Genomic DNA, 25,285 nt, shown 5'->3' on the forward strand with positions numbered 1-25,285 from the left:
ACCGCCGATGTCTTTGCCGGCTTTGGCGATCAGTTCGACTCGCCGATCACGCTTTCCTGCAGCGTGCCCGCCTGGTCGAGCACGCGCGCTGATCGAGGGCGACAGTATCAACGTGACCGGTGCCCGCTTCAGGTCGGGGTCGTGGTGTGGCCGGCTCACTCGTAGCGTGCTTCCGACCGCCGATCGATCGCCAGCGCCGCGAGCGTGCAGAGCGCGCCGGAGAGCAGGTAGATGCCGACCCAGGCGAGGCCGAACGTGCTCGACACCGTCAGCGCCACCAGCGGGGCAAAGCCCGCGCCGAGCAGCCAGGCGAGGTCTGAGGTCAGCGCCGCGCCGGTGTAGCGGTACTGCGTGCCGAAGCTGCCTGCGACTGCGCCGGCGGTCTGGCCGTAGGACAGGCCGAGCAGTCCGAAGCCGATGATGACGTAGATCGTCTGCCCGGCCAGGCTGTCGCCGAAAAGCAGCGGGGCGACGACGCTCGACAGGCTGAAGAGCGCGATCATTCCGCCGGAGAGCAGCAGCGTGTTGCGGCGCCCGATCTGGTCGGCGATCAAGCCGGAGGTGACGATCGCACCGGCTCCGACGACACCGCCGGCGGACTGCACCAGCAGGAACTCGGAGACCGAGCGGTCGGTGAAGAGATTGATCCAGCTGACCGGGAAGATGGTGACGAGGTGGAAGAGCGCGAAGCTCGCCAGCGGCACGAAGGCGCCGAGGATGATCGTGCGGCCATGGGCGCGGATGAGCTCCGATACCGGCGTCGGCACCAGCTCGCGCGTTTCCATCAGCTCTGCGAATTCATGGGTCGCGACCATGCGCAGACGGGCGAACAGCGCGACGACGTTGATCGTCAGCGCGACGAAGAAGGGATAGCGCCAGCCCCAGCCGAGGAAATCCTCCTTCGAGAGCGCGCCCTCGAAATAGGCGAACAGCCCGGCGGCGAGGATGAAGCCGAAGGGCGCGCCGAGCTGCGGAAGCATGGCGTACCAGCCGCGCCGGTTGGCGGGAGCATTCAGCGCCAGCAGCGAGGACAGGCCGTCCCAGGCGCCGCCGAGTGCGATGCCCTGCAGCAGGCGGAAAGCGGCGAGGATGACGCAGGACCAGATGCCGATCGTCTGGTAGCCTGGCAGGAAGGCGATGGCCGCGGTCGAGCCGCCGAGCAGGAAGAGCGCGACGGTGAGCTTGGTCGCCCGGCCATAATTGCGGTCGATCGAGAAGAACAGCACGGAGCCGATCGGGCGCGTGACGAAAGCCAGCGCGAAGATGCCGAAGCTGTAGAGCGTGCCGGTGAGCCGGTCGACGAACGGGAAGACCAGCTCGGGGAAGACCAGCACGCAGCCGAGGCCGAAGACGAAGAAGTCGAAATATTCTGACGTTCGCCCGATGATGACGCCGAGTGCGATGTCGGCGGGGGAAACATGGTCCCGCCCGTGCTCGTCGACCACGTGTCCCGGTGAGTGGCTCGCCGCGTCAGCGCTCATGACCGCGAATTCCTAAGCTGGCGGGCGTGCCGGAGAACCGGGCTTGCCCGCACCTCGTGCAAATGGATACGGTGGATAGAAGCGACCCGTCAAACTGCCGCAATGAGACAGATTGTCTTATGTGCGGTGCGAAAGAATGGACATAGACAACGGCTGTTCCCCGATAGGGAGGTCTTAAGTCTCTTGCGGATCTTTCGGCTTTTAGCGGTTTTACCGATCCTCGCCCTGCTCGGCGGGTGCCAGATGGTGCTGCTCTCGCCGTCGGGCGATGTTGCGCTGCAGCAACGCAATCTCATGCTCGCCTCCGTCGCGCTGATGCTGCTCGTCATCATCCCGGTGATGGCGCTGACGATCTTCTTCGCCTGGCGCTACCGCGCCTCGGCCAAGGCGAGCTACGATCCGGACTGGAACCATTCGCTGCCGCTCGAGGTGGTGATCTGGTCGGTGCCGCTGCTGATTATCGTCGTCCTCGGCGCGATGACCTGGATGGGCACGCATCTGCTCGATCCGTATCGGAAGCTCGGACGGATCAGCGCAGCCAAGCCGGCCGTTACGGCCAAGGTGGGCGAGCCCAATCCGCTGAAGCAGCCGATGGTGATCCAGGTCGTGGCGCTCGACTGGAAGTGGCTCTTCCTCTACCCGGCGCAGGGCATCGCCTCGCTCAACGAGGTGGTGGCGCCGGTCGACCAGCCGATCGAGTTCCGCATCACCTCGTCCTCGGTGATGAACTCGCTCTTCATCCCGGCGCTTGCCGGCCAGATCTACGCCATGCCAGGTATGCAGACGAAGCTCAACGCCGTGATCAACCATCCCGGCGAGTTCGAGGGCTTCTCCGCCAACTACAGCGGCGCCGGCTTCTCCGACATGCGCTTCCGCTTCCGCGGCGTCGACGACAAGGCCTTCGGCGAGTGGGTGCAGGGCGCGATCCGTGGCGGCAGCGCGCTCGGGCGCGACGAATATCTCGTGCTGGAGCGGCCGAGCGAGCGCGAGCCGGTCCGCTATTTCCGCGACATCCCGTCGGATCTCTTCACCGCCATCCTGAACATGTGCGTCGACCGCACCAAGATGTGCATGCGCGACATGATGGCGATGGACGCCAAGGGCGGCGGCGGCAAGGAGGGTATCCATACCGTCGTCGCGCTCGAATACGACAAGAGCGTGCGCCGCGGCGGTCAGCCACTGCCGCCGCGCCCGTTCGTGACGGCGATCTGCACGCCGACCGATGTCTACGGCGCTGCGGGCCTATCCGCCCGCGCCGTCAATTGAGCCGCATCCGCGAGCCGAGGAAAGCATGACCTCCTATCCCGACTGGTGGAAGCTCATCTTCGGACGCTTCACCTTAGAGGCGATCCCCTATCACGAGCCGATTCTGATCGCGACCTTCGCGGCCGTCGTGCTCGGCGGGCTCGCGCTCGTCGCGCTGATCACCCGGTTCAAGCTCTGGGGCTATCTCTGGCACGAGTGGTTCACCAGCGTGGACCACAAGAAGATCGGGATCATGTACATGATCCTCGGCGTGATCATGCTGCTGCGCGGCTTTGCCGATGCGCTGATGATGCGCGGCCAGCAGGCGATCGCCTTCGCCGGCAATGAGGGCTACCTGCCGCCGCATCATTACGACCAGATCTTCACCGCCCATGGCGTGATCATGATCTTCTTCGTGGCGATGCCCTTCGTCACAGGACTGATGAACTATGTCGTGCCGCTGCAGATCGGCGCGCGCGATGTCGCCTTTCCCTTCCTCAATAATTTCAGCTTCTGGATGACGGTCGGCGGCGCCGTCTTGGTGATGGCCTCGCTGTTCATCGGCGAGTTCGCCAAAGTCGGCTGGCTCGCCTATCCACCGCTGTCGGGGGCCGCCTACTCGCCCGGGGTGGGCATGGACTACTACCTCTGGGCGCTGCAGATCGCAGGCATCGGCACGACGCTATCGGGCGTCAACCTGATCGCGACCATCGTCAAGATGCGCGCGCCCGGCATGGATCTGATGAAGATGCCGATCTTCACCTGGACGGCGCTGTGCACCAACGTGCTGATCGTCGCGACCTTCCCGATCCTGGCGGCGACACTCGCGCTTCTGACGCTCGACCGCTATGTCGGCACCAACTTCTTCACGAACGATCTCGGCGGCAACCCGATGATGTACGTGAACCTGATCTGGATCTGGGGCCATCCGGAGGTCTACATCCTGATCCTGCCGATCTTCGGCGTCTATTCCGAGGTGGCCTCGACCTTCTGCGGCAAGCGCCTCTTCGGCTACGCCTCGATGGTCTATGCGACGGTGGTCATCACCATCCTGTCCTACCTGGTCTGGCTGCACCATTTCTTCACGATGGGCTCGGGCGCCAGCGTGAACTCCTTCTTCGGCATCACGACGATGATCATCTCGATCCCGACGGGAGCGAAGATCTTCAACTGGCTGTTCACGATGTATCGCGGCCGCATCCGCTTCGAGTTGCCGATGATGTGGCTCATCGCCTTCATGCTGACCTTCGTCATCGGCGGCATGACCGGCGTCATGCTCGCGGTGCCACCGGCCGACTTCGTGCTGCACAACAGCCTGTTCCTGATCGCCCATTTCCACAATGTCATCATCGGCGGCGTGGTCTTCGGCGTCTTCGCCGGCATCGCCTACTGGTTCCCCAAGGCCTTCGGCTTCAAGCTCGATCCGTTCTGGGGCCATCTCTCCTTCTGGTTCTGGGTGGTCGGCTTCTACGTCGCCTTCATGCCGCTCTACATCCTCGGCCTGATGGGCGTGACACGGCGCCTCAGCCGCTTCGAGGATCCCTCGCTGCAGATCTGGTTCGTGGTCGCGGCTGTTGGAGCGGTACTGATCGCGCTCGGCATCCTGTGCTTCCTGATCCAGATCGGCGTCAGCATCCTGCGCCGCGAGCAATTGCGCGATACGACCGGCGACCCGTGGGACGGGCGCACGCTGGAATGGTCGACCTCCTCGCCGCCGCCGGCCTACAACTTCGCCTTCACGCCGATCGCACATGACCTCGACAGCTGGGCCGACATGAAGAAGCGCGGCTACCAGCGCCCGCTCACGGGCTACCGGCCGATCCACATGCCCAGGAACACCGGCGCCGGCCTGATCATCGCCGGGTTGGCGACGATCTGCGGCTTCGCCTTGATCTGGTATGTCTGGTGGCTGGCGGCGCTTTCCTTCGTCGGCGTGCTCGCAGCTGTGATCATCCACACCTTCAACTACGACCGCGACTTCCACATCCCGGCCGACGAGGTTGTGCGGGCGGAAGACGCTCGCACCCGGCTTCTGGGCCGGGCCTGAGGGGCGATGATGGCTAAGGCGACAGCGCAGACCGCGAACGGCGTTCCGGCGTTCTACGTCACCGAGGAGGAGCACGCGCACCCCGGCGGCTCGACCATGCTCGGCTTCTGGCTCTATCTGATGAGCGACTGCCTGGTCTTCGCAGTCCTCTTCGCGACCTATGGCGTGCTGGGGCGCAATTACGCGGCGGGGCCATCCGGCGCCGACCTGTTCGACCTGAAGCTCGTGGCGGTCAACACCGCGATGCTGCTCTTCTCCTCGATCACCTATGGCTTTGCCATGCTGGCGATGGACAAGGGCCGGCAGGCGGCGATGCAGGGCTGGCTCGTGGTCACCGCCCTCTTCGGCCTCGCCTTCCTCGGGATCGAGCTCTACGAATTCGCCCACCTGATCCATGAAGGCGCTACGCCGATGCGCAGCGCCTTCCTGTCCTCCTTCTTCACGCTGGTCGGCACGCACGGGCTGCACGTCACCTTCGGCCTGATCTGGCTCGCGGTGCTAATGACGCAGGTGTCGAAGCACGGACTGATCGAGGCCAATAAGCGCCGGCTGATGTGCCTCTCGATGTTCTGGCACTTCCTCGACGTCGTCTGGATCGGCGTCTTCACCTTCGTCTACCTGATGGGCGTGCTGAAATGAGCCAGAACCACGCCGAGGCCCAAGCCAGCCATCATGACGGGCACGACGCCCATGGCGCGGCGCATGGCAGCCTGCGCGGCTACGTCACCGGCTTCCTGCTCTCCGTCGTCCTGACCGCGATCCCGTTCTGGCTCGTCATGAACGACGTGCTGGCGAACTCGACGCTGACGGCGATCGTGATCATGCTCTTCGCCGCCGCGCAGATCGTTGTCCATATGGTCTATTTCCTGCACATGAACGGCCGCTCGGAGGGCGGCTGGACGATGCTGGCGCTGATCTTCACGATCGTCATCGTGGCGATCGCGCTCACAGGCTCGCTCTGGGTGATGTTCCACCTCAACGCCAACATGATGCCCGACCTGCACAAGATGTGAGTCCTGCGCCGTGTCGCCTGGCGCGGAGAAGCGACGACACGGCGGTGTCGCACGGGTGATTTTCATCGCCGGGCTCGGCCTTGCCACCCTGGTCTTCGCCGGCCTCGGCATCTGGCAGCTCCTGCGGCTGGGCTGGAAGCTCGACCTGATCGCCCGCGTCGAGCAGCGCCTTACGGCCCCGCCGGTTGCTGCGCCAGGACCGGCGCAATGGGACGGGATCAGCGTCGCAGCGGATGAATATCGCCGCGTCGTCCTGCAGGGGCGCTATCTCGACACTCCTGAGACGCTGACGATGGCGGTGACGGAGCGCGGCCCCGGTTTCTGGGTGCTGGCGCCGTTCCGGGTGGATGCCGGCTTCACAGTCCTCGTCAATCGCGGCTTCGTGCCGGAAGGACAGCGCGCCGCGGTGGACCGGCGCAAGGTCGCCGGCGAAGAGGCGAGGGTGGTCGGGCTGCTGCGGCTGAGCGAGCCGGACGGTGGCTTCCTGCGCGCCAACGATCCCGCAGCCGGCCGCTGGTATTCGCGCGATGTGACGGCGATCGCGCAGGCGCGGGGGCTGGGTGAGGTCGCGCCCTATTTCGTCGATGCCGATGCGGCCACGGAGCCCGGACCGCTGCCGCAAGGCGGCATGACCCAGGTCAGCTTCCGCAACACCCATCTGGTCTACGCGCTGACCTGGTTTTGCCTGGCACTGATGAGCGGCGGGGCCGCAGCTTATTTGGTCAGGGGCATACCGGAGGAGGCGCCTTGAGCGCTTTGCGCCAAGCGGCGGGCGGTTTGCCATAGGCTCGCGTGAAGGCGCGATTGAACGCCGCCTCGGTGTCGTAGCCGGCCGCATGCGCCACTACCGCGATCGCTTGCCCCGAGGTGCCCAGCGCCACGCTGGCCAGATGGAGGCGCCAATCGCGTAAGTATCGCATCGGCGAGGTGTTGAGGGTCATGCGGAAACGTTCTGCCAGCGTACTGCGCGATGCGGCCGATGCGGCAGACAGCCTCTTCAGGGACCAATCCTGCTTCGGATCATCGTGAATGAGAGCCAGGCAGCGCGACAGCCGAGGATCGGCGAGCGCTGCGAACCAGCCCGTCGCGGCGGGAGGGGCCATCAAAATCTGATGGCGCAGAATTTCGATGAAGGCGATCTCGGTCAGCCTCGGCAGCATCGCGATGCCGCCGGCCCGTGGCCGATCGACCTCGGCAACCATCTGCCGGATCGTCGCCCGCAGCCAGTCCGCATCGTTCGCGCCTTGCGTGCGCGTATGGATCAGCTTCGGTAGGGATTGCCTGAGGGGCAGGAAGCTCAGAGCATCGCATTGCAGATAGCCGCAGAGCAGCCGCACGCGCCGGGCTTCGTCGCCATAGCGAAGGATGGGGATATCGCGCCAGGGCTTTTGCGGCAGGTCCTGTGTTGGGGTGACCAGCCTGCCATTCTCGCCGGCGCCGAGCTGATGGCCGCTGCCGAAGGGGAAAACGATCACATCCCCTGTTTCGAGCGCGGTTCGCACACCGTCCAGCTCGAGCCAGCAGCTGCCTTCCGCGACGACGTGAAACGGCATGGTGCCGCTCGCATCGGCCGAGAGCTGCGCCAGTGACGGCGCGGCGTCGGTCTGCCAGGAACCGGTCGGCATGAAGCAGAACTGGAGCGAGCCGGACAATCTGATCGTCCCCAGCAGGGACGACAGGGCATCGTCGCCGGCGGAGCCGCTGCTGCCGGTCGGATTTTCGGGCAAGGCTTTCGGCATTCCGGCCAAAGACGTCGGTCCAACCTGCTCCTACGAAGCGTGCAGTCTATCCGAGAACCCGAGGATACAATGCGCAATCCGACTGACAAACTCGTTGTCCTGATCACCAAAGGCATCGAATCCGAACTGTCTTCCGTTGCCTTCACGATCGCCAATGGCGGCCTCACCGCCGGGCTGAAGGTTTCGATCTTCCTGACCAGCACGGCGATCGATCTCGTCCGCAAGGGTGGTCAGAGCATGACGCAGGCCGCGCCGCTGGAGCCGCTGGCCGCGCTGATCGCGGATTTCCAGCAGCGCGGCGGGACGATCTGGGCTTGCCCGCCTTGCGTGAAATCGCGCGGCTATGAGCAGGCCGACCTGCTGGATGGCGTCGTGATCGTCGGCGCCAGCGCAATGCATGCGGAGATCAAGGAAGGCGCTGCGACGCTGTCGTTCTGAAGCTGTCCTTCCGCCCGGCTCGTCCCGTCGTGCTGCCTGGCCGAAAGGGGGGTGGTCCACTTGACCGCCCCCCGGGCGGCCGTCGCGGACTACTCGAAACGTATTGCGTAGAATTGCCAGACAAGGCTCCACGCGAAACTTCGGGATTCGCGCGGCCGGTATGACAGCCGCGTTGCCGGCATCGCTGTCGCCTCCTATACGGGGCCCGTGGTTTTCGGCTTCCGGCAGTGCTCTCCCATGTCCATGACGATCCGCCCCGCCCGGCCCGACGAAGCCGGCCTCGTCCTCGCCTTCGTCCGCGAGCTCGCGGAGTATGAGAAGCTGCTACACGAGGTCGAGGCCAATGAGGCCGACATGGCGGCGGCCCTGTTCGCCCCGGAGCCGAAGGTGTTCTGCGACATCGCCGAATGGGACGGCGCCCCGGCCGGTGTCGCGATCTGGTTCTACACTTATTCGACCTTCACCGGCCGCCACGGCATCTGGCTGGAAGACCTTTATGTCCGGCCCGAGCATCGCGGCCGTGGTATCGGCAAAGGGCTGATGGTGCGACTGGCGAAGCGCTGCGTCGACGAGGGCCTGTCGCGCTTCGCCTGGTGGGTGCTGAACTGGAACGAGCCGTCGCGGGTGTTCTACCGCTCGATCGGCGCGGTGGCGCAGAGCGAATGGACCGTGAAACGGGTCGACGGCGAGGCTCTGCGCAAGCTCGCGGCCGGGAGCTGAGCCGGTGGCGAAGCTTCCCGTCGTCCTGATCGCAGCGCTCGCCGAGAACGGCGTGATCGGCCGCGACAACCAGCTGATCTGGCGGCTCAAGACCGACATGCGCCGCTTCCGCGAATTGACCATGGGCTGCCCAATCATCATGGGGCGCAAGACCTTCCTGTCGATCGGCAAGCCGCTGCCGGGGCGCCAGACCGTCGTGCTCTCGCGCGAACCGGACTTCCAGCCTGAAGGCGTCTATGTCGTGCCGTCGCTGGATCAGGCGCTCGCAACGGCTCAGGGGCTCGGCCAAGCGATGGGCGCGCGTGCCGTGATCGTCGCCGGCGGTGGCGAGGTCTATGCGCAGGCGCTGCCGGTCGCTGACCGGCTGGAGTTGACCTTCGTCCACGCCCGTCCGGAGGGCGATGCGGTCTTCCCCAATTTCGACCGCACGGCCTTCCGCGAGAGCGCCCGCAGCGAGCATCCGGCCAGCGCGGACGACGAGTTTTCGTTCGCGTTCGCGACCTTCGAGCGGCAGAGACAAGCGCCCTTCTGAGCAGCCTTGATCTGGAACAAAGCTGCTATTTCTAGCGGGTTGAGGGCTAAGATTTTTCGACAGCCGATGCGGCGAAAGCTTCGTACCTGCCTCCTACTTCTTGCTGATTGAGCCATAGGGTGGTACATAGGGGCCGCGCTGGAGTGGCGGAATGATCATCGGCTTTCGCGATGAATGGCTGCGGCTCTTTTTCGTGGAGGACGTCCGCTCTCGCAATATTCCGCCCGAGCTCGAGGCCCGCTTATTTCGCAAGCTCCAGATGATTGACGATGCTGTAAACGATCGGGATCTGCGTGTGCCGCCCAGCAATCATTTCGAGAAACTGCGCGGCAATCTGGCCGGGCTTCACTCGATCCGGGTCAACCAGCAATGGCGACTCATTTTCCGTTGGGATGGTGAGCGGGGCGAGGCGGGTGAGCTTTATCTGGACGATCACAGCTATCGATGAGGCAAGGCGAGGCGATCATGCTGACAACCAAGCGCAAGCCGGCGACCATCGGCGAAATCCTGTCGGAAGAATTCATGCAGCCGATGGGCCTGACCCAGGCGGCCCTGGCCGAGGCGATGGGCGTTCAGCGCAAGCACGTTAACGAACTGTGCGGCGACCGCAGGAACGTCACGGCGGCAACGGCGCTGATCTTGGCGCGCGTCTTCGGCAACAGCCCGGACTTCTGGCTGAATGTGCAGCGGCGTAGTGATCTCTGGGCGGTGATGAACACGCCCGAACAGCGACAACGGGTAGAGCGCGCACGTCCTTTGCCGAATGCCGCCTGAGCGACCTTCGAGCGGACCTCCTGAGCCGTCAAACCGCGAACTGCGACGAACGGTCTAAGACCAAGGGGGCTTGCGTCGTTGACGAATCCGTGGCCGATGCCCAATTCAACGCGCATTGCGCCTGATGGCGCTGACAGCGTTCTGCCGTTCAGCTATGCACGGTTGAAAGCGAAGAGTGAGGAACGGCTGAGGCATGCCTTGGAGTAACCAGAGCGGTGGAAGCGGCGGAAGCGGCGGCGGCGGTGGCCCCTGGGGTCAGCGCGGTGGCGGCGGCAATGGCGGTGGTCCCTGGGGCGGCGGTCCGTCCGGCGGCAACACACCACCGGATCTCGAGGAGATCATCCGGCGCGGTCAGGACCGGCTCAAGAATTTCCTGCCCGGCGGCAATCTTGGCGGGCCCGGCCTGATCATCGGCGTCCTGTTCCTGATCTTCATCTGGTTCATGACCGGCTGGTACATCGTCCGCCCGAACGAGGTCGGTCTCAATCTCGTCTTCGGGAAATACATCGGCAAGACCGGCGAAGGCCTGAACTACAACTGGCCCTATCCGATCGGCAGCGTGGTCAAGCCGCAGGTGACGAACGTCATCACCACCGAAGTCGGCTTCCGTACCGTCGAGTCGGTGCGCGCCTCGCGCCAGACCGATGTCACCGAGGAAAGCCTGATGCTGACCGGTGACGAGAACATCGTCGACATCGATGTGATCGTGCAGTGGAAGATCGATGCGGGCGCGCCCGAGAACTATGTCTTCAACATCCAGGATCCGCCGGGCACGGTGAAGGCCGTTGCGGAGAGCGCGATGCGCGAGATCATCGGCCGGCGCAACATTCAGCCGGTGCTGACCACCGATCGCGGCGTGATCGAGACCGAAGTGCGTCAGCTGATGCAGGACACGCTGAACACCTACCGGGCCGGCGTCCAGATCAACCTCGTCCAGCTCCAGAAGGTCGATCCGCCGCAGCAGGTCATCGATGCCTTCCGCGACGTTCAGGCGGCGCGCGCCGACCAGGAGCGCCTGCGCAACGAGGCGGAGACTTACGCCAACCGCGTCGTGCCGGAATCGCGTGGTAAGGCCGCGCAGCTCCTCCAGTCGGCAGAGGCTTACAAGGACCAGACGGTCAACGAGGCGCTCGGCCAGATCAGCCGCTTCAACTCGGTCTATGAGCAGTACAAGAACGCCCCCGCCGTCACGCGCGAGCGGCTCTTCCTCGAAACCATGGAACGCGTCTTCGGTGGCATGGACAAGGTGATCCTCGACCAGAACGGCTCCGGCAGCGGTGTCGTGCCCTATCTGCCGCTCGGCGAGCTCGGGCAGCAGCAGCGCCGTCCGGCCGGCCAGACCCAGGGAGCTGTGCGATGAACGGCTTCCTTCGTGTAGGTCTGCTGGCGATCGTCGCCATCGCCGCGGTCGTCTTCTATGCCTGCACCTTCGTCGTCAGGCAGACGGACTCCGCCATTGTGCTGCGCTTCGGCGCGGTCAGGACCGTCGCGACCGCGCCGGGGCTCTATCTCAAGCTGCCGGCACCGTTCGAGCAGGTCGTCTTCCTCGACAACCGCATCCTCGATCTCGACCTGCCGTCGCAGGAGATCATCGCCTCGGACCAGAAGCGTCTCGTGGTCGACGCCTTCACGCGTTACCGGATCTCCGATCCGCTGCGCTTCTACCAGGCGGTCAACAACATCCCGCGGGCGAATTCGCAGCTCGCCTCGATCGTCAATGGTAATGTCCGCTCGGTTCTCGCCGAGGCGACGTTCACGTCGATGGTCCGCAATGATCGCTCGCGGCTGATGAACCGCATCCGCGACGAGGTGAACCGCGAGGCGGGCCGTTTCGGCATGACCGTGGTCGACGTCCGCTTGCGCCGTGTCGACCTGCCGGCGGCCAACTCGCAGGCGGTGTTCCAGCGCATGCAGACCGAACGCCAACGCGAGGCGGCAGAAGCGCGCGCGCTCGGCGGCCAGCAGTCGCAGGAGATCCGGGCAAAGGCCGAGCGCGACGCGATCATCATCGTCGCCGAGGCGCAGCGGAAATCCGACGAGACCCGCGGTCAGGGCGAGGGCGAGCGCAACCGCATCTTCGCCGAGGGCTTCGGCAAGGATCCGGAGTTCTTCGCCTTCTACCGCTCGATGCAGGCCTATGAGGCGAGCCTGAAGTCCGGCGACACGCGCATGCTGCTGACGCCGGATTCGCCGTTCTTCCGCTTCTTCAACGATCCGTCCGGCCGACGGGCCGGCGCGGGAACCAGCGCGGCCCCGGCGACGCCGGCCGCGCCCAAGCCCTGATCCTAGAGCAGGATGCGAAAAAGTGGGAACCGGTTTTTCGCTGAACCCCTGCTCTAAGCCCTTAGAATCGATCACGTTTTATGATTTTGGATCGAATCGATCCAAAATCATCGTGATCTAGGACCGAGCGCTGCGCATGACAGATTTCCTCGCGGCGCTCGGCCTGGTCTTCGCCATCGAGGGACTGCTCTTCGCGTCGATTCCCGAGATCGCCAAGGAGGCGCTGCGCAGCGCCTCCGAGACGCCCGCTGAGCGGATGCGCCTGATCGGCATCGTCTCGGCGGTCGTCGGTGTCGGGCTGGTCTGGCTGGCGAGAGGCTGACTGGACCTTTTTCGGGCGATCACGACGTTATGACGCAATCTTGCGTCGCCCTTCCGCCGCATTTTGGCGTTCTTAAGTTGCGTTCGGATTCCGGCTGCGCTGCAATGCCGTCAAGCCGATCACTTGGCGCGGCAGCTCATGATCATGAGGACATCGATGGCATTTACACATTCCCATGCCTACCGTCTGGCGCGGGTCGCGACTGTCGCCGGCATGGCCTTCGCAACGGTGCCCGCATTCAGCCAGGCGACGCCGGCGCCCGGGCCTGTCCAGGCCGTGCCGCAGGTCCATGGCACCACCATCTCGCTGGCCGATCTCGCCGAGCGGGTGATGCCGGCGGTGGTCAACATCGCAGCGGTGACGACCAGCGAGAACCGCGGCCGCACCCTGCCGCAACTGCCGCAGCTCGGCCCCGACACCCCGTTCGGCGACCTGTTCGAGGAATTCTTCAACCGCCGCGGCCGTGGCGGCGAACAGGGTCAGAACCAGCCGCAACAGCCGCCGCAGCAGCGCCGTTCGCAATCGGCCGGCTCGGGCTTCGTGATCGATCCGTCCGGCCTTGTGGTGACCAACAACCACGTCATCGGCGACGCCAACGAGATCACCGTGGTGTTCAGCGATGGCCTGCGCCTCAAGGCCGAGGTCGTCGGCAAGGACACCAAGGTCGACCTCGCCGTGCTGCGGGTGAAGCACGACAAGCCGCTGCCCTTCGTCAAGTTCGGCGATTCTGACAAGGCGCGTATCGGCGACCCCGTCATGGCGATCGGCAATCCGTTCGGCCTCGGCGGCTCGGTTTCGTCGGGCATCGTTTCGGCCCGCAACCGCGACATCAACCAGGGCCCGTACGACACCTACATCCAGACCGACGCGGCCATCAACAAGGGCAATTCGGGCGGCCCGCTGTTCAACATGGCCGGCGAGGTGATCGGCATCAACACTGCGATCCTGTCGCCGACCGGCGGCTCGGTCGGTATCGGCTTTGCTGTGCCATCGTCGCTCGCGACCAACATCGTCGACCAGCTGCGTGAGTTCGGCGAGACCCGTCGCGGCTGGCTCGGCGTGCGCATCCAGAACGTCGACGAGGCCACGGCGGAAGCGCTCGGCCTCGGTACGGCGCGCGGCGCGCTGATCGCTGGCATCGACGAGAAGGGCCCGGCCAAGCCGGCCGGCCTCGAAATCGGTGACGTGATCGTCAAGTTCGACGGCAAGGACGTGAAGGATTCGCGCGAGCTGCCACGCATCGTCGCCGGCACCGCGGTCGGCAAGGATGTGCCGATCCAGGTCGTCCGCAAGGGCAAGGAGCTCGCCAAGACGGTCAAGCTCGCCCGGCTCGAGGATGGCGAGAAGGTCCAGCCGGCCTCGGCGAACAAGCCGACGGGCGAGGCTGCCAAGCCGGCGACCGCCTCGGCGCTCGGCCTCGAATTCTCGGCCCAGACCGAGGAGCTGCGCAAGCGCTACTCGATCAAGGACGGGCTGAAGGGCGTCGTCATCACCAAGGTCGACAGCAACTCGAACGCCGCCGACAAGCGCATCCTCGTCGGCGAACTCGTGGTCGAGGTCGGCCAGGAGGCGGTGAATTCGCCCGAGGAGGTCACCAAGCGGCTCGACGCCCTCAAGAAGGAGGGCAAGAAGTCGGCCCTCCTGCTCGTCTCGAACGGCCAGGGCGAAGTCCGCTTCGTCGCGGTGACGATGAGCTGACCGCTCCTCATCGATTGATCAACGAAAAGGCGGCCTCCGGGCCGCCTTTTTTCTTGGCGCTGATCGGCGCCATCAGATTTTTGCGTTGGAAGCGCGGTCACCGCTCCGACAAGGTTCCGGACCCAATCAAAGAGGCGTCCAATGCGGATCAGCGACATTCCCTTCGGCACGACCGACTGGTCTTCCGTCGAGCCGGAGCATTTTCCCGGCGAAGAGGGCCAGGCGACCTGGCGCACACGGCGCTTCGGGCCGGCGGATAATCCGATCCGCGTCAGGATGGTCGAATACTCGGCGGGCTATGTCTCGGACCATTGGTGCGAGAAGGGGCACATCCTGCTCTGCCTCGACGGCGAGCTCGAGACGACGCTGGCTGACGGCCGGGTCATGCTGCTGCGGGCCGGGATGAGCTATCAGGTTGCCGATAACGCGGAGCCGCACCGCTCGCGCGCGCCAAAGGGCGCGCGGCTGTTCATCGTGGACTGAGCAGTGCAATCGCCTTGAAGGTTATGCGCGTCCCCTTCCCCCCGCTTGCGGTGGGGAAGGGTTAGGGATGGGGGGCCGCAAAGCAGGGCGCGTCTGTTTTTCGATGTGGTGCCGAGCGGCGCTGCCCCCCACCCAACCCTCCCCACCGCAAGCGGGGGGAGGGCTTGAGCCGCCGCATAGTGCGAGAATCGCTTTCAAGCGATTGCCCTGGTCGACTGATCGTCAGTCCCTGACGATCTCGTCGCCGCGATAGCCCTGGGCGTAGAGCAAAGCGGTGAGGTCGGCATGGTCGAGGCGGGCATCGGCCGCAGCCGCGACCGCCGGCTTGGCACGGAAGGCGACGCCGAGCCCGGCCTCGCCCAGCATGGCGAGATCGTTGGCGCCGTCGCCGACAGCCAGCGTCGCCTCATGCGGCAGGGCGAAGCGGGCGCGCAACTCGATCAGGGCGTCGAGCTTGGCCTGCTTGCCGAGGATCGGCTCGGCGACGGACCCTGAGAGCAGGGTGCCTTCGCTGAGCAGGATATTGGAGCGGTGCTCGTCGAAGCCGATCGTTGCGCTGATCGGGCCAGTGAAGACGGTGAATCCGCCCGAGACCAAGGCCGTGTAGCCGCCATTGGCGCGCATCGTGCGCACCAGCGCGCTGCCACCCGGCGTCAGCGTGATGCTCTTGGCGATGATCTCGTCGACCACGTCGAGCGCGATTCCCTTGAGCAGCGCGACGCGCTCGCGCAGTGCCGGCTCGAATTCGAGCTCGCCGCGCATGGCGCGTTCGGTGATGTCAGAGACCTTCTCCTTCAGGCCGACATAGGCGGCGAGCTCGTCGATGCATTCCTGGCCGATCATGGTGGAATCCATGTCGGCGAGGAACAGGCGCTTGCGGCGCGTTTGCGCAGACTGGACGATGATGTCGACGGGTGCGCCGTCGAGCGCGGGGCGCAGCGCCGCTTCGAGCTTGCGCGCATCGCCTGCTTCCGCGAAGAGGTCGGCCGCGACCTCGCCGTCGAGCCGCTCGATCCGGGCCGGGGCGGGCGAGGCGGCGCGCAGGCGGGCGAGCAGCGCATCGCCCAGCAGGGCCTGACCATGGGCGGAGACGAAGGTGGCGACGAGCGTCATGAGGGAGCCGGAAGCGAAGTGAAATACAGCGCGGTGCTCATCGCAGGTCCGACCGCGAGCGGCAAGTCGGCGCTGGCGGTCACGCTGGCGCAGCGTTTCGGCGGCGTCGTGGTCAATGCCGACTCGATGCAGGTCTACCGCGATCTCTCGATAATCACGGCGCGGCCGACGCTGGCGGAGATGGGCGAGGTGCCGCACCGGCTCTATGGTCACATCGACGGCGCCGTGAACCATTCTGCTGCGGCCTATGCGGCCGAGGTCACGACGCTGCTGCAGGAACTGACGGGGCAGGGCGCCTTGCCTGTGCTGGTTGGCGGCACCGGGCTCTACTTCAAGGCGCTGACCGAGGGGCTCTCGGAGATTCCGCCCGTGCCGGAGGAGGTTCGGACCGCGTTCCGGGCCTGGGCGGCGGAGCGCGAGACCGGCGCGCTGCATGCCGAACTCGCCGGCAAGGATCCGGGGATGGCGGCGCGCCTGCGGCCGAGCGATCGCCTGCGAGTGATGCGGGCGCTGGAGGTATTGCAGGCGACCGGCCGCTCGCTGGCGAGCTTCCAGGGGGCGCGGCGACCGGGACCACTGGCGGGGCGAGAGCTGCTCAAGCTTTTCCTCGCGCCGGAGCGGGAGCTGGTCCGTGCCCGGATCGATGAGCGTCTCGATGCGATGATGGCTCAGGGTGCGCTCGCCGAAGTCGCGGCCTTGCGCGAGCGCCGGCTCGACCCGCTGCTGCCGGTGATGCGCGCCCATGGTGTGCCGGGGCTGATCGCCTATCTCGACGGCGGGCTTTCGCTGGACGAGGCAGTGGTACGCGGCAAGGCCGATACCCGGGCCTACGCCAAGCGGCAGATGACCTGGTTCCGCCATCAGATGGAAGGCTGGACGGCGGCTGCGCCGGAGGCTGCGCTCGGCGTGGCGCTCGCGGCTTGTCGCGCTCCAAATGCGGACTGAGCTATTCGCTTCGCCTGGGAGCTGCCTTCGTCTGTAGGGCGCGGGAGCCCTCCCCCCTTGTGGGGGAGGGTTGGGAGGGGGGATCGCATCCGCAGTCCTCTCCGCGCCAAGTTGGGCCCATGTCGAGGGTGGCATAACCCCCCTCTCTAACTCTCCCCCACAAGGGGGGAGAGGACAGGTCGCGGCTTCGTACCGAGAGTGCGCAGCCTTCAAGTGATCGTCGTGCGCCGGCTCTGATCCCGCTTGACCATGCGGCGTTGCTCGGCTAGCGTCCGGCAACTTTCGTTTCGACAGGGCTGCGACATGCGCAAGCTTATTATCGTACAGGTGCGCTGGTAGGGGCCGGTTTAACAACCGGGCGTCCCCGACGCCAGCGCACGCCCAGGCCCCTCCGAGGGCCTTTTTTATTGCCTTTTTCCGATCGAAACTGACCAAGACCTCCGTAGGAGACCGTTATGAGCGAGATGATGACCGGTGCCGAGATGGTCGTTCGCGCCCTCCAGGACCAGGGTGTGGAGCATCTCTTCGGCTATCCCGGCGGCGCCGTACTGCCGATCTATGACGCGATCTTCCAGCAGGACAGGGTCAAGCACGTGCTCGTCCGCCACGAGCAGGGCGCTGTCCATGCCGCCGAGGGCTATGCCCGTTCGGCGCCGGGCAAGGTCGGCTGCGTGCTCGTCACCTCCGGCCCTGGCGCGACCAATGCGGTCACCGGCCTGACCGATGCGCTGCTCGACTCGATCCCGCTCGTCGTCATCACCGGCCAGGTTCCGACGCATCTGATCGGCTCTGACGCCTTCCAGGAATGCGACACGGTCGGCATCACCCGCTCATGCACCAAGCACAACTATCTGGTGAAGAGCATAGCCGACCTGCCGCGCATCCTGCACGAGGCCTTCTACGTTGCCGCCAATGGCCGGCCGGGCCCGGTCGTGATCGACGTGCCCAAGGACATCCAGTTCGCGACCGGCGCCTATAGCCGCCCGCGTGACAACCAGCACAAGACCTATCGGCCGGTGGTCAAGGGTGACCTGAACAAGATCAAGGCCGCGGTCGAGCTCATCGCCAAGGCGAAGAAGCCGGTGTTCTACACCGGCGGCGGCGTCATCAATGCCGGCCCGCACGCCTCGGCGCTGCTGCGGGAACTGGCGCGGCTGACCGGCTATCCGGTGACCTCGACGCTGATGGGGCTGGGCGCCTTCCCGGCCGCCGACAGGCAGTGGCTCGGCATGCTCGGCATGCACGGCACCTACGAGGCCAACCTCGCCATGCATGACTGCGACGTCATGATCAATATCGGCGCGCGCTTCGACGACCGCATCACCGGCCGGCTCGACGCCTTCTCACCGCGCTCGAAGAAGATCCACATCGACATCGATCCGTCCTCGATCAACAAGAACGTCAAGGTCGATATCGGCATCATCGGCGACTGCGCCCATGTGCTCGAAGACATGGTCCGGATCTGGCGCGAGACCTCGCCGCAGATAGACAAGACCGCGCTCACCGCCTGGTGGACGCAGATCGACGGCTGGCGGGCGCGGAACAGCCTCGGCTACAAGCAGTCCGGCTCGGTGATCAAGCCGCAATATGCGATCGAGCGGCTCTACGAGTTGACCAAGGACCGCAACACCTACTTCACCACCGAAGTAGGCCAGCACCAGATGTGGGCGGCGCAATACCTGCGCTTCCAGGAGCCGAACCGCTGGATGACCTCGGGTGGGCTCGGCACCATGGGCTACGGCCTGCCGGCGGCGATCGGCGTGCAGATGAAGCACCGCGACGCGCTCGTCATCGACGTTGCCGGCGAGGCTTCGATCCTGATGAACATGCAGGAGATGTCGACGGCGGTGCAGTACCGGCTGCCGGTCAAGGTCTTCATCCTCAACAACGAGTACATGGGCATGGTGCGCCAGTGGCAGGAACTGCTGCATGGCGGGCGCTATTCGGAGAGCTACTCGGCCTCGCTGCCGGACTTCGTCAAGCTGGCGGAGGCCTATGGCGGGCACGGCATCCGCTGCTCTGATCCTGCCGATCTCGATGCTGCGATCATGCAGATGATCGAGACGCCCGGACCGGTGATCTTCGACTGCCTGGTGGCGAAGGAAGAGAACTGCTTCCCGATGATCCCGTCGGGCAAGGCGCATAACGAGATGATCCTGCCCGATTTCGAAGGCGATACCGGCGAGATCATCGACGCCAAGGGCAAGCAGCTCGTTTGAGCCCAAGCCTGGTACGCGTCATCCCGGACAAGCCGCGAAGCGGCGCTGATCCGGGATCCATGCCGGAACCGTTCAGGAATGGATCCCGGGTCGAGCAGCGCTCGCCCGGGATGACCCGGCGGTAATGAGTTGGGGGATCACATGGCGACCATCGGCCTGATCGGCGGAATGAGCTGGGAATCGACGGCGGTCTATTACCGGCTGCTGAACGAGGGCGTGCGGGCGCGCCAGGGCGGGCTGCACTCGGCCGATGTCCTGCTGCACTCGGTCGACTTCTCGTCGATCGCCGAGATGCAGGCGAAGGGTGACTGGGACCGTGCGGGGGCGGCGATGGCGGCGAGTGCGCGTCGGCTCGAGCAGGGCGGGGCGGTCTGCATCGTTCTGGCCACCAACACCATGCACAAGCTCGCCGACCACATCACCCAGGCGACGAACCTGCCCTTCCTGCATCTCGCCGACGTCACCGCCAAGGCGATCCGCAAGAGTGCGAGCCGTCGGCCGCTGCTGCTGGCGACGCGCTTCACCATGGAGCAGCGCTTCTATCGCGACCGGCTCGGCGCCTTCGGCGTCGAGGCGCTGGTGCCGGACGAGGCGGAACGGGCAGACGTCCACCGCATCATCTATGAGGAGCTCTGCCAGGGCCGCGTCGAGGCGGCCTCCAAGGCGCGCTATCGCGAGATCGTCGCCAGGGCGGCGCGGGAGGAGGGCGCCGACGGCGTCATCCTCGGCTGTACCGAGATCGGGCTCCTGCTCTCGCAGACGGATTTCGAGCTGCCGGTTTTCGACACCACTGCGCTGCATGTCGAGGCGGCGCTCGACTTCACGCTGGCGATGGAGCAGGCGGCGTGACCTGCCGATTGCCTGACGTCATGAGTGAGATCACGAAAAGGCGCGGGATCGTCGCGGGGCGTGCCGATAGCGTCCGCGCTCCCTTCGACGGATGGAGCGCGCCATGAAGCTGATCATCGCCAACAAGACCCATTCCTCCTGGTCGCTGCGGCCCTGGCTGGTGCTGAGTGAGTTCGGCATCCCCTTCCAGGAGATCCTGATCCCCTTCGGGCCGACCATGGACGATCCGGACTGGAAGCGCGCCGTTGCCGAGTACACGCCCGCCCGCAAGGTTCCGTCGCTGGTCGACGGCGTGATCGCGGTCTGGGATTCGATCGCCATCATCGAATATCTCGCCGAGACGCATCCCGAGCTGCCGATCTGGCCGCGCGATCCGGCGGCGCGGGCCCTGGCGCGGTCGATTTCGGCGGAAATGCACTCCAGCTTCACCGCCCTGCGCGGCGCCTGCCCGATGAACCTCGCCTGGGTGCACCCGGCGCGCGATCGCGGCCCGGCGGTGGCGGCCGATATCGCCCGCATCGGCGAGATCTGGCGCGATGCAAGGCAGCGCTTCGGCGCCGGCGGCCCGTTCCTGTTCGGCGAGTTCAGCGCGGCCGACGCGATGTTCGCGCCGGTGGCCAGCCGCTTCACCACCTATTCGGTCGCGCTCGATCCTGTCAGCGCCGCCTATGTCGAGACCGTACAGGGCACGCCCGGCTTCCAGGCCTGGCGCGAGGCCGCGCTGGCCGAGCCCTGGATCGTATCCGAGGACGAGGTCGACGAACCCGTCCTGACCGATTTCCGCCCAAATCTCAGCCGCAGCAAGGCCCAGCGATGAACACGACGCACTATCCGAGCGCCCCGACAGCCCAGCCGATCGCCCGCCACACCCTGGCGGTGATCGTCGACAACGAGCCGGGCGTTCTCGCCCGCATCGCTGGGCTGTTCTCCGGCCGCGGCTACAACATCGAGAGTCTCACCGTCTCGGAGACCGAGCACGAGAAGCACCTCTCCCGCATCACTGTCGTCACCTCGGGCACCGCCAATGTCATCGACCAGATCAAGGCGCATCTCGACCGGCTGGTGCCGGTCCACCGCGTCGTCGACCTGACCCTGCAGGGCGAGGCGCTGGAGCGCGAGCTCTGCCTGCTCAAGGTCGTCGGCAAGGGCGACCATCGCGTCGAGGCGATGCGGCTCGCCGCCGCCTTTGGCGCGCGCACGCTTGATGCGACGCTGACCTCCTTCGTCTTCGAGCTCACCGGGGCGACCGAAGAGGTCGAGCGCTTCATCAAGCTGATGACGGTGGTCGGGCTCACCGAGGTCTCGCGCACCGGTATCGCGGCGATGAGCCGCGGCCCGGAGGCGATGTAGTTGATTGCGGAAACCCTTCGTCATTCCGGCCGGAGCGCCGGAATCCATCGTAAAGCGCGACACTCTTCGATGGATTCCGGAGCTGCGGCTGTCGGCTGAAGGACTTCCGCCGGGTCGCAACATGCTACGACCGCTTCGCCACCAATCTCCTCGCCGCCGTCCGCCCCGCCGCAACCGTCAGCTGCTGCATCTGAAGCTCGCTTCGTCGCTGCGAGACAAGATGAGCGGTTTGAGCTAACATTGCTTTTTGGTGCATCCGCTTCTGGCACGTAGATCGTGGATATTCCGCTTCGTGAAGTCGTAGCCTGGAGAGCAAGATGCATCGGGTTTCGGCCGCCTTTATTGGCATGGCGCTGTTCATCGTCCCGCGCATCGCGGAGGCAGCCGAGATTCGCGTCCTAAGCCTACCGCCGCTACGCAGCGCCCTGTCCGAGTTGGTGCCGCAATACGAGCAGTCCTCAGGACACAAGGTCACCATCACCTATGGCACGCCGCCACAGCTATTAGATCGTTTGCAGGCGAGCGATGCGGCAGATCTTGTCATCATGACCCCGGACGCTCTCACAAGATTGCAGCAGCAGAACAAGCTCGAGGTGGGAACGGCGCGTGACGTCGCGAAGGTCGGGATGGGCGTTCTGTCGCGTAAGGGTGTATCGAAGCCGGATATTGGGTCGGTCGACAGTTTCAAGCGAGCGCTAGTCGCATCGAAGTCCGTCGCCTATATCGACCCAGCCAGCGGAGCTCCGGGCGGTATCTACTTGTCCCAGTTGTTCGAGCGCCTTGGGATCGCCGCGGACTTGAAGCCGAAAACAAAGCATTTCGGCCCAAGCGGAGCCGAGGCAGCGGTTGCATCCGGTGAGGTGGAACTTGGGCTCTCGCAGATTACCGTCATTTTGGCATCCCCTGGGGTCGATCTGGTCGGGCCGCTGCCCACCGAGGTCCAGAATTACCTGCACTTCGCCGCGGGGGTCATGCAAGGAACGCCACGGGTCGCCGAGGCCAAGGGGCTGATGGAATTCATCGCCTCGCCATCAGCAGTTGCAGCCATGCGAGCCAAAGGCTTTGAGTAGCGCGACAGCGCTCTACTGCCGCTGATCCGCGACCGGATGGTTCTGCCGCTGGCGCGCTTGCCGGGCATCGACCGGATGCTGGCGTTGCTGGTCTCGGGGCTGATCGGCGATCTGCTGCGACGGCTGGGGTTGGAGGAGCCTGATCCCGTCGAGGCAGTTGCCGAAAGGCCCTCGACCAGAGCCGGACTCTAAGCGCGTCCGAGGAGGTCAGGCATGCGGACCGGGTTGCCCGCTGTTGCCGGATATCCGAGCGGCCTCTATATGGATATCCGAAGGAGGCTGGCATGAAGGTCCAGGTCTCGAAATGGGGCAACAGCACCGCGGTGCGCCTGCCGAAAACGGTGGTGAAGGAGCTCGGCCTGGCACAGGGCATGACGCTCGATGTCACGGTCGACGGCGGCGCGGTGAAACTCGTGCCGGTGGAGTCCGAGCGCGCGCCCTTGCCTGAACCAAGGCCAGTCACGCTCGACTGGATTGTCTCCGAGATTAAGAGGCTAGGGCCGGAGAACGCGCCGGACGATACGGTCGACTGGGGCCCCGATGTCGGATCCGAAGTGATCTATGACGACTACAACCCCCGTCCCAAGAAATCCTGAGGCAGGGGATGTCTTCTGGGTCGAATTCGATCCGGTCGTCGGCTCGGAACAGGCAGGGCGCCGGCCGGCACTGGTGCTGTCCAGTGAGGCGCTGCATCGTGTGTCCTCGCGAACCCTGATTTGCCCGATCACATCCAATGTCGAACCCTGGCCTACAAAAGTGCAGATACCTTCCGGCTGTGTGGTGAGCGGGGCGGTCCTGGCCGATCAGGCGCGCATGGTCGATCACCAGCGCCGTCATTTTCGCTTCATCGGACGCCTGCCAGACGATATTACCGTGCGCGTCAGGGAGCGAGTCGTCGCGTTCATGGGTATGATTGCGATGCGAGACGCCCCATGAACGCCGAGACCGTCAATCTGCTTTCGCTCGGCCTCGGCGCCATCGGCTTCGCCTGCTTCGCCTGGCCGATCATGCAACGGCTTCGCGGCCAGACGGAAGCCGAGCCGCTCGGCTCGGGCAAGAGCCTGCGCTCGCCGCTCTGGTGGGCCGGCTTCGTGCTGACGGTGGTGGCGATCTTCCTGCAGCGGATCGCGGCGCAGCAGATGGCGGGCGGCTGAGCCGCGGCTCTTGATCGCCTGCGGTAATCGGCGGCAAATGCGCGGCATGATCCCTTGCGCGTGAGCGGGCGATGTCGATCCATCTTGAAATCCGCAGCTATCGCGGCGGCGACCGCCACCGCCACGACTACAGCCAGATCCTGCTGCCGATGCGCGGCGCGATGCGGCTCGATATCGAGGGGCATCGCAGCGTCGTCTCCAGCCATTGCGTCGCCATCATCCCGCGCGATCACGAGCACGATTTCGAACCGAGCCGCGACTGCAGCATGCTCATCCTCGACGTGGAGGCGTCGGCCTTTGCCGGCGAGGCGGTTCCGGCCCTGCTGCGCGATGCCCTGCCGTCGCTGACGCGGGTCGAGCCCTGGCTGTGGCGGATGTTCCGCCAGCTCGGCGCCGAGGTCGAAGCTGGCGCCTGCCGGGCAAGTGATGCCGCGCGCCTGGCGCTGGCAGGACTGCAGCTGGTCGAGCCGAACGCGCTGCCCCGGCCCTTGTCGCGCTCGGAAAGCCGCGTCCTCGATGTCACCCGCGATGCGCCAGCCGGAAGCGTCGCCGAGATGGCCAGGTCGGTCGGCCTCGGCCAGAGCCGATTCCATGCCCTGTACCGGGCGACGACCGGGCAGTCGCCGAAGCAATCACAGCTCGGCCGCTTGTTCGACGAGGCCGCCGACAAGCTGGCCAGGACAGCGCTGCCGGTCTCCGAGATCGCCTATGGCGTCGGCTATCAGAACGCCTCGTCCTTCAACCGGCAGTTCAAGCGGCGCTTCGGCCTGACTCCGTCCGAGTTCCGCGCCGCGAGCCGGAGCGGTGGCTGAAGGGCAGATTGCTATCAATACGAGGTCATCCCGGACAAGCCGCGTCAGCGGCGCCGATCCGGGATCCATTCCTGAACCTCTATCGGAAGGGTTCCGGAATGGGTCCCGGGTCTTCCCTGCGGTCGCCCGGGACGACTCGCGTATAGTTAGCTCTCAGGGAGAAGCGTAGCTTCGGTCAAGTCGTTCGGAGGTTCGCCTCATCACGGCTTTGCGGGCGCTCGCTATGGTCGGGGCACGTGATCCCGCCATTCATGAGGCTCTCCCCGATGAAACTCACCGATTTCAAGGTCCTGACCTTCGACTGCTACGGCACGCTGATCGATTGGGAGACCGGGATCTGGAACGCGCTGCAGCCACTGCTGAGCGCCGGCCGGCTTGATCTCGATCGCGAGGACGCGCTGGCGCAGTTCGCCCGGATCGAGACCGAGATGGAAGAGGCGGGGCCATCGCTGCGCTATTCGACGCTTCTGGCTGCCGTTCATGCCCGCCTCGCCAAGGATCTTGGCGTCCACATCCATGCCGATCTGAACGAGCGCTTCGGCGGCTCCGTGCCAGACTGGCCGGCCTTTCCGGATTCCGCAGAGGCGCTCGCCTATCTCAAGCGGCATTACAGGCTGGTGATCCTCTCCAATGTCGATCGCACGAGCTTCGCGGCCAGCAACCGCAAGCTCGGCGTCACCTTCGACGCGATCTACACCGCCGAGGATATCGGCTCCTACAAGCCCGACCCGCGCAACTTCGCCTATCTGCTGGCGCATCTGGAGGCCGATCTCGATCTCAAAGCAGGCGACGTCCTGCACACCGCGCAAAGCCTCTTCCATGACCATGTCCCGGCGGAGCGGGCCGGGCTGGCGCGTGCCTGGATCGACCGGCGCTTCGGCATGACGGGCAGCGGCGCGACGCAGATCCCGGCGAACCGGCCGAATGTCGACTTCCACTTCAAGAGCATGGCCGAATTGGCCGAGGCTCACCGTAAGGCGATCGGCGGCTGATTGGCG

General features: G+C 65.5%; 30 protein-coding genes and 1 pseudogene. 28 read left to right on the forward strand and 3 right to left on the reverse strand.

Annotation, left to right across the window (positions count from 1 at the left end; translation table 11 throughout):
- Nucleotides 1-155: 155 nt before the first annotated feature.
- The gene (locus ACSQ24_RS07190; RefSeq protein ID WP_436094023.1) at nt 156-1,481 is read right to left on the reverse strand and encodes an MFS transporter; all 1,326 of its coding nucleotides are present in this window, start codon (nt 1,479-1,481) and stop codon (nt 156-158) included.
- A 183-nt stretch (nt 1,482-1,664) separates the two neighbouring features.
- On the opposite strand from ACSQ24_RS07190, the gene cyoA reads away from it, so the two are divergent.
- Genes cyoA through ACSQ24_RS07215 form a run of 5 tightly spaced genes read left to right on the forward strand, consistent with a single transcriptional unit; the run spans nt 1,665 to nt 6,537 of the window.
- On the forward strand, nt 1,665-2,747 hold the full coding sequence (cyoA, locus tag ACSQ24_RS07195) for a ubiquinol oxidase subunit II (RefSeq protein WP_436094024.1): 1,083 nt from the start codon (nt 1,665-1,667) through the stop codon (nt 2,745-2,747).
- A gap of 25 nt (nt 2,748-2,772) precedes the next feature.
- Nucleotides 2,773-4,773, forward strand: a complete 2,001-nt coding sequence (gene cyoB / locus ACSQ24_RS07200; protein WP_436094025.1) for a cytochrome o ubiquinol oxidase subunit I — start codon at nt 2,773-2,775, stop codon at nt 4,771-4,773.
- 9 nt (nt 4,774-4,782) lie between these two features.
- Entirely contained in the window at nt 4,783-5,412 is a 630-nt protein-coding gene (gene cyoC, locus ACSQ24_RS07205; RefSeq protein ID WP_436094026.1) for a cytochrome o ubiquinol oxidase subunit III, read from the forward strand.
- Nucleotides 5,409-5,786, forward strand: a complete 378-nt coding sequence (gene cyoD / locus ACSQ24_RS07210; protein WP_436094027.1) for a cytochrome o ubiquinol oxidase subunit IV — start codon at nt 5,409-5,411, stop codon at nt 5,784-5,786. The genes cyoC and cyoD overlap by 4 nt, the downstream gene beginning before the upstream one ends.
- A gap of 10 nt (nt 5,787-5,796) precedes the next feature.
- Nucleotides 5,797-6,537 carry an SURF1 family protein gene (locus tag ACSQ24_RS07215; RefSeq protein ID WP_436094028.1) on the forward strand — a complete coding sequence of 247 codons (741 nt, stop codon included), beginning with the start codon at nt 5,797-5,799 and terminating at the stop codon, nt 6,535-6,537.
- Here the strand turns inward: ACSQ24_RS07215 and ACSQ24_RS07220 are convergent.
- Nucleotides 6,509-7,525 carry a cupin domain-containing protein gene (locus ACSQ24_RS07220; RefSeq protein WP_436097840.1) on the reverse strand — a complete coding sequence of 339 codons (1,017 nt, stop codon included), beginning with the start codon at nt 7,523-7,525 and terminating at the stop codon, nt 6,509-6,511. The genes ACSQ24_RS07215 and ACSQ24_RS07220 overlap by 29 nt on opposite strands.
- Before the next feature lie 69 nt (nt 7,526-7,594).
- Here ACSQ24_RS07220 and ACSQ24_RS07225 point away from each other — a divergent pair, with 69 nt between their 5' ends.
- From ACSQ24_RS07225 to ACSQ24_RS07270, 10 genes are all read left to right on the forward strand, one after another.
- On the forward strand, nt 7,595-7,963 hold the full coding sequence (locus tag ACSQ24_RS07225) for a DsrE family protein (RefSeq protein ID WP_436094029.1): 369 nt from the start codon (nt 7,595-7,597) through the stop codon (nt 7,961-7,963).
- 237 nt (nt 7,964-8,200) lie between these two features.
- Nucleotides 8,201-8,683 (forward strand): N-acetyltransferase family protein, encoded by a 483-nt coding sequence (locus ACSQ24_RS07230; RefSeq protein WP_436094030.1) that lies wholly within the window; start codon nt 8,201-8,203, stop codon nt 8,681-8,683.
- A 4-nt stretch (nt 8,684-8,687) separates the two neighbouring features.
- Entirely contained in the window at nt 8,688-9,215 is a 528-nt protein-coding gene (locus ACSQ24_RS07235) for a dihydrofolate reductase (protein WP_436094031.1), read from the forward strand.
- A 151-nt stretch (nt 9,216-9,366) separates the two neighbouring features.
- A complete protein-coding gene (locus tag ACSQ24_RS07240) occupies nt 9,367-9,663 on the forward strand; it encodes a type II toxin-antitoxin system RelE/ParE family toxin (protein WP_436094032.1) in 297 nt (98 codons plus the stop codon).
- A gap of 17 nt (nt 9,664-9,680) precedes the next feature.
- On the forward strand, nt 9,681-9,989 hold the full coding sequence (locus tag ACSQ24_RS07245) for a HigA family addiction module antitoxin (protein ID WP_436094033.1): 309 nt from the start codon (nt 9,681-9,683) through the stop codon (nt 9,987-9,989).
- Between the two features lie 193 nt (nt 9,990-10,182).
- A complete protein-coding gene (hflK, locus tag ACSQ24_RS07250; RefSeq protein ID WP_436094034.1) occupies nt 10,183-11,349 on the forward strand; it encodes an FtsH protease activity modulator HflK in 1,167 nt (388 codons plus the stop codon).
- On the forward strand, nt 11,346-12,272 hold the full coding sequence (hflC, locus tag ACSQ24_RS07255) for a protease modulator HflC (RefSeq protein ID WP_436094035.1): 927 nt from the start codon (nt 11,346-11,348) through the stop codon (nt 12,270-12,272). Before hflK ends, hflC begins: the two co-directional genes overlap by 4 nt.
- Nucleotides 12,273-12,408: 136 nt before the next feature.
- Nucleotides 12,409-12,594, forward strand: a complete 186-nt coding sequence (locus tag ACSQ24_RS07260; RefSeq protein WP_129157134.1) for a DUF2065 domain-containing protein — start codon at nt 12,409-12,411, stop codon at nt 12,592-12,594.
- Between the two features lie 156 nt (nt 12,595-12,750).
- Nucleotides 12,751-14,292 carry a Do family serine endopeptidase gene (locus ACSQ24_RS07265; RefSeq protein ID WP_436094036.1) on the forward strand — a complete coding sequence of 514 codons (1,542 nt, stop codon included), beginning with the start codon at nt 12,751-12,753 and terminating at the stop codon, nt 14,290-14,292.
- A gap of 141 nt (nt 14,293-14,433) precedes the next feature.
- Nucleotides 14,434-14,775 (forward strand): DHCW motif cupin fold protein, encoded by a 342-nt coding sequence (locus ACSQ24_RS07270; RefSeq protein ID WP_436094037.1) that lies wholly within the window; start codon nt 14,434-14,436, stop codon nt 14,773-14,775.
- Between the two features lie 222 nt (nt 14,776-14,997).
- Here ACSQ24_RS07270 and serB read toward each other — a convergent pair whose 3' ends face one another.
- Nucleotides 14,998-15,888, reverse strand: a complete 891-nt coding sequence (serB, locus tag ACSQ24_RS07275) for a phosphoserine phosphatase SerB (protein WP_436094038.1) — start codon at nt 15,886-15,888, stop codon at nt 14,998-15,000.
- Between serB and miaA the strand changes: the two genes are divergently transcribed.
- The 13 genes and pseudogenes from miaA (at nt 15,856) to ACSQ24_RS07340 (ending at nt 25,279) form a co-directional block, all read left to right on the forward strand.
- Nucleotides 15,856-16,833: a tRNA (adenosine(37)-N6)-dimethylallyltransferase MiaA gene (miaA, locus tag ACSQ24_RS07280; protein WP_436094039.1), complete on the forward strand. Its 978-nt coding sequence runs from the start codon at nt 15,856-15,858 to the stop codon at nt 16,831-16,833. The two genes, serB and miaA, sit on opposite strands and share 33 nt — an antisense overlap.
- A 455-nt stretch (nt 16,834-17,288) precedes the next feature.
- The gene (locus ACSQ24_RS07285) at nt 17,289-19,052 is read left to right on the forward strand and encodes an acetolactate synthase 3 large subunit (protein WP_436094040.1); all 1,764 of its coding nucleotides are present in this window, start codon (nt 17,289-17,291) and stop codon (nt 19,050-19,052) included.
- A 141-nt stretch (nt 19,053-19,193) separates the two neighbouring features.
- Nucleotides 19,194-19,901, forward strand: a complete 708-nt coding sequence (locus ACSQ24_RS07290; protein WP_436094041.1) for an aspartate/glutamate racemase family protein — start codon at nt 19,194-19,196, stop codon at nt 19,899-19,901.
- 103 nt (nt 19,902-20,004) lie between these two features.
- A complete protein-coding gene (locus ACSQ24_RS07295) occupies nt 20,005-20,718 on the forward strand; it encodes a glutathione S-transferase family protein (RefSeq protein ID WP_436094042.1) in 714 nt (237 codons plus the stop codon).
- Nucleotides 20,715-21,251 (forward strand): acetolactate synthase small subunit, encoded by a 537-nt coding sequence (gene ilvN, locus ACSQ24_RS07300; RefSeq protein ID WP_436094043.1) that lies wholly within the window; start codon nt 20,715-20,717, stop codon nt 21,249-21,251. Before ACSQ24_RS07295 ends, ilvN begins: the two co-directional genes overlap by 4 nt.
- A gap of 92 nt (nt 21,252-21,343) precedes the next feature.
- Nucleotides 21,344-21,445, forward strand: a pseudogene (locus tag ACSQ24_RS07305) (IS5/IS1182 family transposase); the annotation flags it as partial.
- A gap of 123 nt (nt 21,446-21,568) precedes the next feature.
- Nucleotides 21,569-22,321, forward strand: coding sequence for a molybdate ABC transporter substrate-binding protein (locus ACSQ24_RS07310; protein ID WP_436094044.1), 753 nt, complete (start codon nt 21,569-21,571; stop codon nt 22,319-22,321).
- Nucleotides 22,322-22,357: 36 nt separating this feature from the next.
- Entirely contained in the window at nt 22,358-22,513 is a 156-nt protein-coding gene (locus ACSQ24_RS07315; protein ID WP_436094045.1) for a hypothetical protein, read from the forward strand.
- A gap of 92 nt (nt 22,514-22,605) precedes the next feature.
- Nucleotides 22,606-22,917, forward strand: coding sequence for an AbrB/MazE/SpoVT family DNA-binding domain-containing protein (locus tag ACSQ24_RS07320; RefSeq protein WP_436094046.1), 312 nt, complete (start codon nt 22,606-22,608; stop codon nt 22,915-22,917).
- Nucleotides 22,883-23,257 (forward strand): type II toxin-antitoxin system PemK/MazF family toxin, encoded by a 375-nt coding sequence (locus tag ACSQ24_RS07325; protein WP_436094047.1) that lies wholly within the window; start codon nt 22,883-22,885, stop codon nt 23,255-23,257. The genes ACSQ24_RS07320 and ACSQ24_RS07325 overlap by 35 nt, the downstream gene beginning before the upstream one ends.
- Nucleotides 23,254-23,475 (forward strand): hypothetical protein, encoded by a 222-nt coding sequence (locus tag ACSQ24_RS07330; protein ID WP_436094048.1) that lies wholly within the window; start codon nt 23,254-23,256, stop codon nt 23,473-23,475. The genes ACSQ24_RS07325 and ACSQ24_RS07330 overlap by 4 nt, the downstream gene beginning before the upstream one ends.
- Before the next feature lie 71 nt (nt 23,476-23,546).
- Nucleotides 23,547-24,287 carry a helix-turn-helix domain-containing protein gene (locus tag ACSQ24_RS07335; RefSeq protein WP_436094049.1) on the forward strand — a complete coding sequence of 247 codons (741 nt, stop codon included), beginning with the start codon at nt 23,547-23,549 and terminating at the stop codon, nt 24,285-24,287.
- Between the two features lie 266 nt (nt 24,288-24,553).
- The gene (locus ACSQ24_RS07340; protein ID WP_436094050.1) at nt 24,554-25,279 is read left to right on the forward strand and encodes a haloacid dehalogenase type II; all 726 of its coding nucleotides are present in this window, start codon (nt 24,554-24,556) and stop codon (nt 25,277-25,279) included.
- Nucleotides 25,280-25,285: the final 6 nt, after the last annotated feature.

This window comes from Allobosea sp. LjRoot237 (assembly GCF_964253285.1).
Classification (GTDB): domain Bacteria; phylum Pseudomonadota; class Alphaproteobacteria; order Rhizobiales; family Beijerinckiaceae; genus Allobosea.

What these genes read in the sequence shown, in the direction of transcription:
- ACSQ24_RS07225 (WP_436094029.1), top strand. Translation starts at nt 7,595, where the DNA reads ATGCGCAATCCGACTGACAAACTCGTTGTCCTGATCACCAAAGGCATC.
- ACSQ24_RS07265 (WP_436094036.1), top strand. Translation starts at nt 12,751, where the DNA reads ATGGCATTTACACATTCCCATGCCTACCGTCTGGCGCGGGTCGCGACT.
- ACSQ24_RS07325 (WP_436094047.1), top strand. Translation starts at nt 22,883, where the DNA reads ATGACGACTACAACCCCCGTCCCAAGAAATCCTGAGGCAGGGGATGTC.
- serB (WP_436094038.1), bottom strand. Translation starts at nt 15,888, where the DNA reads ATGACGCTCGTCGCCACCTTCGTCTCCGCCCATGGTCAGGCCCTGCTG.
- ACSQ24_RS07230 (WP_436094030.1), top strand. Translation starts at nt 8,201, where the DNA reads ATGTCCATGACGATCCGCCCCGCCCGGCCCGACGAAGCCGGCCTCGTC.
- ACSQ24_RS07290 (WP_436094041.1), top strand. Translation starts at nt 19,194, where the DNA reads ATGGCGACCATCGGCCTGATCGGCGGAATGAGCTGGGAATCGACGGCG.
- miaA (WP_436094039.1), top strand. Translation starts at nt 15,856, where the DNA reads ATGGGCGGAGACGAAGGTGGCGACGAGCGTCATGAGGGAGCCGGAAGC.
- ACSQ24_RS07320 (WP_436094046.1), top strand. Translation starts at nt 22,606, where the DNA reads ATGAAGGTCCAGGTCTCGAAATGGGGCAACAGCACCGCGGTGCGCCTG.
- ACSQ24_RS07240 (WP_436094032.1), top strand. Translation starts at nt 9,367, where the DNA reads ATGATCATCGGCTTTCGCGATGAATGGCTGCGGCTCTTTTTCGTGGAG.
- ACSQ24_RS07315 (WP_436094045.1), top strand. Translation starts at nt 22,358, where the DNA reads ATGGTTCTGCCGCTGGCGCGCTTGCCGGGCATCGACCGGATGCTGGCG.
- hflK (WP_436094034.1), top strand. Translation starts at nt 10,183, where the DNA reads ATGCCTTGGAGTAACCAGAGCGGTGGAAGCGGCGGAAGCGGCGGCGGC.
- ACSQ24_RS07340 (WP_436094050.1), top strand. Translation starts at nt 24,554, where the DNA reads ATGAAACTCACCGATTTCAAGGTCCTGACCTTCGACTGCTACGGCACG.
- cyoD (WP_436094027.1), top strand. Translation starts at nt 5,409, where the DNA reads ATGAGCCAGAACCACGCCGAGGCCCAAGCCAGCCATCATGACGGGCAC.
- ACSQ24_RS07335 (WP_436094049.1), top strand. Translation starts at nt 23,547, where the DNA reads ATGTCGATCCATCTTGAAATCCGCAGCTATCGCGGCGGCGACCGCCAC.
- cyoC (WP_436094026.1), top strand. Translation starts at nt 4,783, where the DNA reads ATGGCTAAGGCGACAGCGCAGACCGCGAACGGCGTTCCGGCGTTCTAC.
- ACSQ24_RS07190 (WP_436094023.1), bottom strand. Translation starts at nt 1,481, where the DNA reads ATGAGCGCTGACGCGGCGAGCCACTCACCGGGACACGTGGTCGACGAG.
- cyoB (WP_436094025.1), top strand. Translation starts at nt 2,773, where the DNA reads ATGACCTCCTATCCCGACTGGTGGAAGCTCATCTTCGGACGCTTCACC.
- ACSQ24_RS07260 (WP_129157134.1), top strand. Translation starts at nt 12,409, where the DNA reads ATGACAGATTTCCTCGCGGCGCTCGGCCTGGTCTTCGCCATCGAGGGA.
- ACSQ24_RS07310 (WP_436094044.1), top strand. Translation starts at nt 21,569, where the DNA reads ATGCATCGGGTTTCGGCCGCCTTTATTGGCATGGCGCTGTTCATCGTC.
- hflC (WP_436094035.1), top strand. Translation starts at nt 11,346, where the DNA reads ATGAACGGCTTCCTTCGTGTAGGTCTGCTGGCGATCGTCGCCATCGCC.
- ACSQ24_RS07285 (WP_436094040.1), top strand. Translation starts at nt 17,289, where the DNA reads ATGAGCGAGATGATGACCGGTGCCGAGATGGTCGTTCGCGCCCTCCAG.
- ilvN (WP_436094043.1), top strand. Translation starts at nt 20,715, where the DNA reads ATGAACACGACGCACTATCCGAGCGCCCCGACAGCCCAGCCGATCGCC.
- ACSQ24_RS07270 (WP_436094037.1), top strand. Translation starts at nt 14,434, where the DNA reads ATGCGGATCAGCGACATTCCCTTCGGCACGACCGACTGGTCTTCCGTC.
- ACSQ24_RS07295 (WP_436094042.1), top strand. Translation starts at nt 20,005, where the DNA reads ATGAAGCTGATCATCGCCAACAAGACCCATTCCTCCTGGTCGCTGCGG.
- ACSQ24_RS07330 (WP_436094048.1), top strand. Translation starts at nt 23,254, where the DNA reads ATGAACGCCGAGACCGTCAATCTGCTTTCGCTCGGCCTCGGCGCCATC.
- ACSQ24_RS07220 (WP_436097840.1), bottom strand. Translation starts at nt 7,525, where the DNA reads ATGCCGAAAGCCTTGCCCGAAAATCCGACCGGCAGCAGCGGCTCCGCC.
- ACSQ24_RS07245 (WP_436094033.1), top strand. Translation starts at nt 9,681, where the DNA reads ATGCTGACAACCAAGCGCAAGCCGGCGACCATCGGCGAAATCCTGTCG.